Here is a 6945-nt window from a genome sequence, read left to right on the forward strand (position 1 = left end):
ACCCGGGCGCCCGCGACGGCTCCGGCGGCGCCCGCCCCGGCCGCCCAGACCCCGGCGACGCCCGAGGGCCAGACCCCCGCCAAGCCGGCCGAGGGCGAGCAGCCCTCCACCGTCGGCGACGTGGTCGTCACCGCCCAGGCCAGCCCGATCCGCACCTCAATCGATTCCGTCAGCTACAGCCTGAAGGACGACTTGCAGGCCACGACCGGCAGCCTGGCCGACGCCCTGCGCAACGTCCCCTCCGTCGATGTCGATCCCCAGGGCAATGTCTCCCTGCGCGGCGACGGCAATGTCACCATCCTGGTCGACGGCCAGCCGTCCGGCATCCTGACCGGCGAGGCGCGGGCCCAGGCCCTGCTGCAGCTGCCGGCGGATCGCTACGCCCGTATCGAGGTCATGACCAACCCGTCCGCCGCCTACAGCCCCGAGGGCTCGGGCGGGGTCATCAACCTGATCACCAAGCCGACGACGACCCGGCCAGACGCCCTGACCACCGGTTCGGTCCGCGCCAATGTCGGCGACAACGGCCGCTGGAACCTCGGCGTCAGCGGATCGTGGCAAAAGGACAAGCTGACCCTGTCCGGCGACCTCAGCTACCGGGTCGATCCCAATGAGTTCAGCTTCAACCGCGTGCGGGAACAGCTCGATCCCCTGACCGGCGCGGTCGTGTCCACCACCCGCGTGGATCAGGACGTCTTCTCCGACCAGACCGGCTCCATCGGCCGCTTCTCGCTCGAGTACAAGCTGACGCCCAAGACCCAGATCACCGCCGAACTGCGCGGCGTGGTGTTCGAGGGCGGCGGCGGGGTCGACAGCCTGTACGAGACCCGCAATGCGGCCGGGACCGTGACCAGCGCCTATACCCGCGACGGCGAGTCCGACTTCACCTTCCAGAACTGGGGCGCCACGGGTCGCCTTCTCCATCGTTTCGACGACGCGGGCCACGAATGGTCCAACGAGCTGCGCTTCGACCGGAACGCCACCGATGCCTCGGGCCTCGGGATCAACGTCTTCTCGGTCCCGGCCCTGCCGACCTATTACGAGTGGACCGAACAGGACCAGAAGCAGGTCACGCTCGGCTTCACCTCCGCCTATGTCCGGCCGACCAAGGACGGGGGCAAGCTGCGTCTCGGTTATGAGCTGAATCAGCAGCGCCCGGATCAGGAGGTGACCCTCCTGCGCGGTCCGTCCGAGACCGCCCTGACCCCGGTCGCCGGCCAGAACAACCGCTTCGAGGCCCGCCAGACCGTCCACGCCCTCTACGCCACATACGAGAAGCCCCTGACGGCCAAGCTGTCTGGCCAGGCCGGCCTGCGTCTGGAACAGGCCGATATCGAGATCGAGGATCTGACCGGCGGCGCCTCGGCGAGCCAGGACTATTTCAAGGCCTATCCGACCGCCCACCTGCAGTATCTGCTGTCCGAGACCCAGACCCTGCGCGCCTCCTATTCGCGCCGGATCCAGCGGCCCCAGCCGGCCCAGCTGAACCCCTTCGTCGCCTATCAGGATCCGCTCAACGTCCGCTCCGGCAACCCGGATCTGGCGCCGCAGGAGACGGATTCGTTCGAGGCCATGTGGCAGGTGCGCAAGGGCCAGAGCTTCTACATGGCCACCGCCTATCTGCGGGACACCGACAAGGCCTTCACCGAGGTGGCGACCGACATCGGCGGCGGCGTCCTGCTGACCCGGCCCGAGAACCTGGGCTCCCGGCGCGACATGGGTCTGGAGCTGACCGCCGCCGGCCCCCTGACCCCGACCCTGCGCTACAACGCCAGCATCAACGCCTTCCGTCAGGAGATCGACGCGGCCGGCATTCCGGGCGGCGGCGACCGCGAGGGCGAGATCGTCAGCGGCCGCGCCAGCCTGTCCTGGCAGGTCACGCCCAAGGACTTCGTCCAGCTGACGGGCTTCTGGCAGGGCGAAAGCCTCTTGGCCCAGGGCACGCGCGAGGCGGGCGGCATGGTCAACATCGGCTATCGCCGCAAGCTGACAGACAGCGTCTCGTTCAACTTCACCGGCCGGGACATCCTCAACTCGTTCAACAACACCACGACCTACAACACGCCGTTGTTCCGCGAGGTGTCCGAACAGAACATCAGCCTGCGCGCCTTCTACGTCGGCCTGACCTGGACCTTCGGCACCAGCCCGAGGAAGCCGCCGGAACAGTTCGACTTCTCCACCGGCCCGACCGGCGGCTGATAGAAAGGAGGCCCACCGTGCGAACGGCGGGCCTTTTTTCTGTCGGCCTACAGGCGGCATACCGCCGTCTGGCCACGACGCACCGTGTAGCGGTCGGTGCGGGCGTCATAGCTGCGATAGCGCTGCTGGCAGGCGCGGACGTGACGATACCAGTCCGAAGAGCGAGTGAAGCTGCGCGGCGGGGCGACCGGGCGAGCGCCCCAGCTGTTGTCCCAGCGGCCATAGCGATCGTCAGTGCGGTTCTGGTTCGGGTTGCGGCTCGGGCCTTGGGCGCGCTCGTCCTGACGGTCGGCCGAGGGACGGGTCTGGGTCGCGGCCTCGGCCGAGGCCAGGGGCGCCGAAACGGCCATCAAGGCGGCGGCGACGGCCAGCAGGCCGTGTTTGAACGCGGGGGTCTTCATGGGAGGTCTCCAGTCGTTGTGTCGTGTCTGACGCCGGATGAAACGCACTCCGCCCCGGCTTCCGTTCCACGACCGAGATAAAATCATGTGTTTTTACAATGATTTCCATCCTGAAACAGGATCGCCGTCCCGTCGCCGCATTCGGCCCGGCGTAATTCGGCCGTCCCGCCCTTGTGTGACGCATCGGCCACACACACATCCCTTGCAACGGGACGGCGCGTCGCTTGCTTCAAAGGGCGCCCCGCCCTGATTCCGCCTTCGATGGGGACATCATGAATCTCGACCTCTATTCCGACCGCGCCAAACAGGCCGTCCAGTCGGCCCAGACCCTGGCGCTCGCCCGCCGCCACCAGCATTTCGCGCCCGAGCACCTGCTCAAGGTGCTGCTGGAGGAGCGTGACGGCCTCGCCCGAAACCTGATCACCACCGCCGGCGGCGACGCGGCCAAGGCCGCCGAGGGCGCCGAAACGGCCCTGCGCAAACGCGCCCAGGTCGAGGGCGGCTCCGGCCAGCTCTATCTCGACGGCGCCACGGCCCGCGTCTTCGCCGCCGCCGAGGAGGCCGCCAAGAAGAGCGGCGACGCCTTCGTCACCACCGAACGCCTGCTGTCCGCCCTGGCCCGCGAGGGCGGGGTCGCGGCCGAAATCCTCAAATCCTCCGGCGTCACGGCCGACAAGCTGGACGCCGCCGTCGCCGAGGTCCGCAAGGGCAAGACGGCCGACTCGGCCGGCGCCGAGGACTCCTATGACGCCCTGAAACGCTATGCCCGCGACCTGACCCAGGCGGCGCGTGACCAGAAGATCGACCCCGTCATCGGCCGCGACGAGGAGATCCGCCGCACCATCCAGGTTCTGGCCCGGCGCACCAAGAACAACCCCGTCCTGATCGGCGAACCCGGCGTCGGCAAGACCGCCATCGTCGAAGGTCTGGCCCTGCGCATCGTCAACGGCGACGTGCCCGAGAGCCTGAAGGACAAGACCGTCATGGGCCTCGACATGGGCGCCCTGATCGCCGGGGCGAAATACCGGGGCGAGTTCGAGGAGCGGCTGAAATCCGTCCTCAACGAGGTCACCGCCGCCGAGGGCCAGATCATCCTCTTCATCGACGAGATGCATACCCTGGTCGGCGCCGGAAAGGGCGACGGCGCCATGGACGCCTCCAACCTGCTCAAGCCCGCCCTGGCGCGCGGCGTGCTGCACTGCGTCGGCGCCACGACGCTGGATGTATACCGCAAATATATGGAGAAGGACCCGGCCCTGGCCCGTCGCTTCCAGTCGGTCTTCGTCGACGAGCCGTCGGTGGAAGACACCGTCTCCATCCTGCGTGGCCTGAAGGAGAAGTATGAGGTCCACCACGGGGTGCGGATCTCCGACAGCGCCATCGTCGCGGCCGCCACCCTGTCGAACCGCTACATCACCGACCGCTTCCTGCCCGACAAGGCCATCGACCTGATCGACGAGGCCGGGTCGCGCGTGCGCATGGCCGTGGATTCCAAGCCCGAGGCCCTGGACGAGATCGACCGCCGTCTGGTCCAGCTCAAGATCGAGCGCGAGGCCCTGAAGAAGGAGACCGACAACGCCTCGGTCCTGCGTCTGGAACGGCTGGAGGATGAAATCTCCGACCTCGAGATCGAATCCGCCGACCTGACCGCCCGCTGGAAGGCCGAGAAGGACAAGGTGGGTCAGGGCGCCCAGCTGCGCGAAACCCTCGACCGCCTGCGCGCCGAACTGGCCGCCGCCCAGCGCCAGGGCGACCTCGGCCGCGCGTCGGAAATCGCCTACGGCCAGATCCCGCAGATCGAGAAGCAACTGGCCGAGGCCGAGGCTGCCGAAACCGCCGGTTCAGGCCCGCTGACCCCCGAGGTCGTGGACGCCGAACAGATCGCCGCCGTCGTCTCTCGCTGGACCGGCGTTCCGGTCGACAAGATGCTGGAGGGCGAGCGCGACAAGCTGCTGCGCATGGAGGACGCCCTTTCTGCCCGCGTCGTGGGTCAGGACGAGGCATTGGAAGCGGTCTCCGACGCCGTCCGCCGTGCGCGGGCGGGTCTCAACGACCCCAATCGCCCGCTCGGCTCCTTCCTGTTCCTCGGCCCGACCGGCGTCGGCAAGACCGAACTGACCAAGGCCCTGGCCGCCTTCCTGTTCGACGACGAGACCGCCATCACCCGCATGGACATGTCGGAATATATGGAGAAGCACTCCGTCAGCCGCCTGATCGGCGCCCCTCCGGGCTATGTCGGCTATGACGAGGGCGGCGCCCTGACCGAGGCGGTGCGTCGTCGCCCCTATCAGGTCGTCCTGTTCGACGAGGTGGAAAAGGCCCACCCCGACGTGTTCAACGTGTTGCTTCAGGTGCTGGACGACGGCCGCCTGACCGACGGTCAGGGCCGGGTGGTCGATTTCAAGAACACCCTCATCATCATGACCTCCAACCTGGGCAGCCAGTATCTGGCCGACCAGCCGGAGGGCGAAGATGTCGAGGCCGTCCGCCCCATGGTCATGGACACGGTCCGCGGCCATTTCCGGCCCGAGTTCCTGAACCGCATCGACGAGATCATCCTCTTCCACCGCCTGGGCCGCGAACAGATGGGCGGCATCGTCCGCATCCAGCTGGCGCGGCTTGAGAAGCTCATGGCCGACCGCCGCCTGACCCTCGCCCTGGACGACACCGCCACCGCCTGGCTCGCCGACAAGGGCTACGACCCGGCCTATGGCGCCCGGCCGCTAAAACGCGTCATCCAGAAGGAACTGGTCGACCCCATGGCCAAGAAACTGCTGGCCGGCGAAATCGAGGACGGTTCGGTGGTGGCCGTGTCAGCGGGCGCGGACGGGCTGGAGATCGGGAAGGCGCGGGTGCATTAACCAGCTTGACTTCCGTTTTTCATCCGATATGTTGGGAGAGAAACGGAAGTCACCATGCTCACCACCAAGCTGTTCGCAACTCCCGCAGAAGCTCACACTCGGCTGATGGAGCTGGGCGTTTCCGTCGAGGCGCTACAAGCTGCTGTGGCCGCCGGCCACGCGGGCCGCATTTTGGCGACTGAGAACGATGCGCCATTCATCCCCGGCACCTTCGGGTGGAGCTACACCGTCCGAGCTCTTCGCGACGCTCTCGTCCCGCTTGGATGGCGGAAGGCCGACCCAGGCAATTTTTCGCTAGTCATAAATGACAAGCGGAAGATCAATATCATCGTGGAAAGCGGAGACGCCGCTACTCGGATGCGGCATCTGTCCCCAAAAACGAAGTCCTTGAAGGGGCTTTATGTGGAAGCGGCGGCCCTGAGAAATCGGTTCGAAACCGATTTATTCCCAGATACGCTTTCTGAGGACTTGCGTCGTGTAGCGGCCATTCTGGAACATCCGACATGGATGCTTCTTGTATACATTACTGACGACGAGTACCGCGCCGAACTGTCGCTTCCTGGGATGTACGAGGATAGGCAAATCGTGGGGTGGGACGAACGCATCTTCATTCCAGACTCGGATGACCCATTGGGCGGCGTTGCCGTTACCCCTGACTTTGATGCTGGCCCGGACATCGACATCCCGGTCCGCCGTAAAGCCTAGCCGTGTTTAATGCTTCGCGCTTGCGTATAGCCCGGCAACGTGCCGGGCTAACAAAGAAGGAATTGGCTCTTCGCATTGGCGTCGATCCAAGGGCAGTCTCCGGATACGAAGCGGACCAATACGCGCCTTCTGAAGAGACATTTGATCGCATCGTATCCGCTCTGGATTTTCCACGTTCGTTCTTTGACTCCGACGACATCGATACGATTGACCCCGGTGGCGTCAGCTTCAGGTCAATGACGAAGATGACGGCCAAGCAGCGGGATGCCGCAGTATCTGCCGGTTCCATCGCGCTGCTCTTGTCCAACTGGGCAGATGGACAGTTCGACTTACCAGCAGCAGACCTTCCAGATCTGTCCGGTGCTGACCCGGAAATCGCCGCAGATTCGTTGCGTCGTCTCTGGCAGCTTGGCGAAAAGCCGGTCAAGAACATTGTCCATCTCCTCGAGTCACGAGGAGTTCGTCTATTCTCCCTTATGGAGAACTGTGTCGAAGTTGATGCCTACTCGCTTTGGCATGAATCGAGGCCGTTCGTATTCTTGAACACTATGAAGTCTGCAGAACGTCGCCGCTTCGATGCTGCACATGAGTTGGGTCACCTCGTACTGCACAGGCATGCTGCGCCGAATGGAAACGACGCAGAACGGGAAGCGAATGCTTTTGCTTCGGCGTTCCTGATGCCTCGGGCGAGTATGCGAGCCCTCGGGCGAGTTCCGCCAAATCTTTCATCAATAATCGGTATCAAAAAGGTTTGGCGGGTTTCAACGGCTGCTATGACC

General features: G+C 65.4%; 5 protein-coding genes. 4 read left to right on the top strand and 1 reads right to left on the bottom strand.

Annotated elements, in window-relative coordinates; all coding sequences use genetic code 11:
- On the top strand, positions 1-2199 hold a 2199-nt coding region (locus tag ACT6QK_RS14425; protein WP_444598520.1), incomplete at its 5' end, for a TonB-dependent receptor domain-containing protein.
- 47 nt (positions 2200-2246) lie between these two features.
- On the opposite strand, the gene ACT6QK_RS14430 is transcribed toward ACT6QK_RS14425, so the two are convergent.
- Positions 2247-2600: a BA14K family protein gene (locus ACT6QK_RS14430; protein ID WP_444598521.1), complete on the bottom strand. Its 354-nt coding sequence runs from the start codon at positions 2598-2600 to the stop codon at positions 2247-2249.
- Between the two features lie 272 nt (positions 2601-2872).
- On the opposite strand from ACT6QK_RS14430, the gene clpB reads away from it, so the two are divergent.
- The 3 genes from clpB to ACT6QK_RS14445 all read left to right on the top strand — a co-directional run.
- Positions 2873-5461, top strand: coding sequence for an ATP-dependent chaperone ClpB (gene clpB / locus ACT6QK_RS14435; RefSeq protein WP_444598522.1), 2589 nt, complete (start codon positions 2873-2875; stop codon positions 5459-5461).
- Between the two features lie 54 nt (positions 5462-5515).
- Complete coding sequence (locus ACT6QK_RS14440) at positions 5516-6166, top strand: hypothetical protein (protein WP_444598523.1); 651 nt, start codon at positions 5516-5518, stop codon at positions 6164-6166.
- Between the two features lie 2 nt (positions 6167-6168).
- Positions 6169-6945: ImmA/IrrE family metallo-endopeptidase (locus tag ACT6QK_RS14445; RefSeq protein ID WP_444598524.1), on the top strand; the 777-nt coding region annotated here is incomplete at its 3' end.

The organism is Brevundimonas sp. (assembly GCF_052436175.1).
Taxonomy (GTDB): domain Bacteria; phylum Pseudomonadota; class Alphaproteobacteria; order Caulobacterales; family Caulobacteraceae; genus Brevundimonas.

What these genes read in the sequence shown, in the direction of transcription:
- ACT6QK_RS14430 (WP_444598521.1), bottom strand. Translation starts at nt 2,600, where the DNA reads ATGAAGACCCCCGCGTTCAAACACGGCCTGCTGGCCGTCGCCGCCGCC.
- clpB (WP_444598522.1), top strand. Translation starts at nt 2,873, where the DNA reads ATGAATCTCGACCTCTATTCCGACCGCGCCAAACAGGCCGTCCAGTCG.
- ACT6QK_RS14440 (WP_444598523.1), top strand. Translation starts at nt 5,516, where the DNA reads ATGCTCACCACCAAGCTGTTCGCAACTCCCGCAGAAGCTCACACTCGG.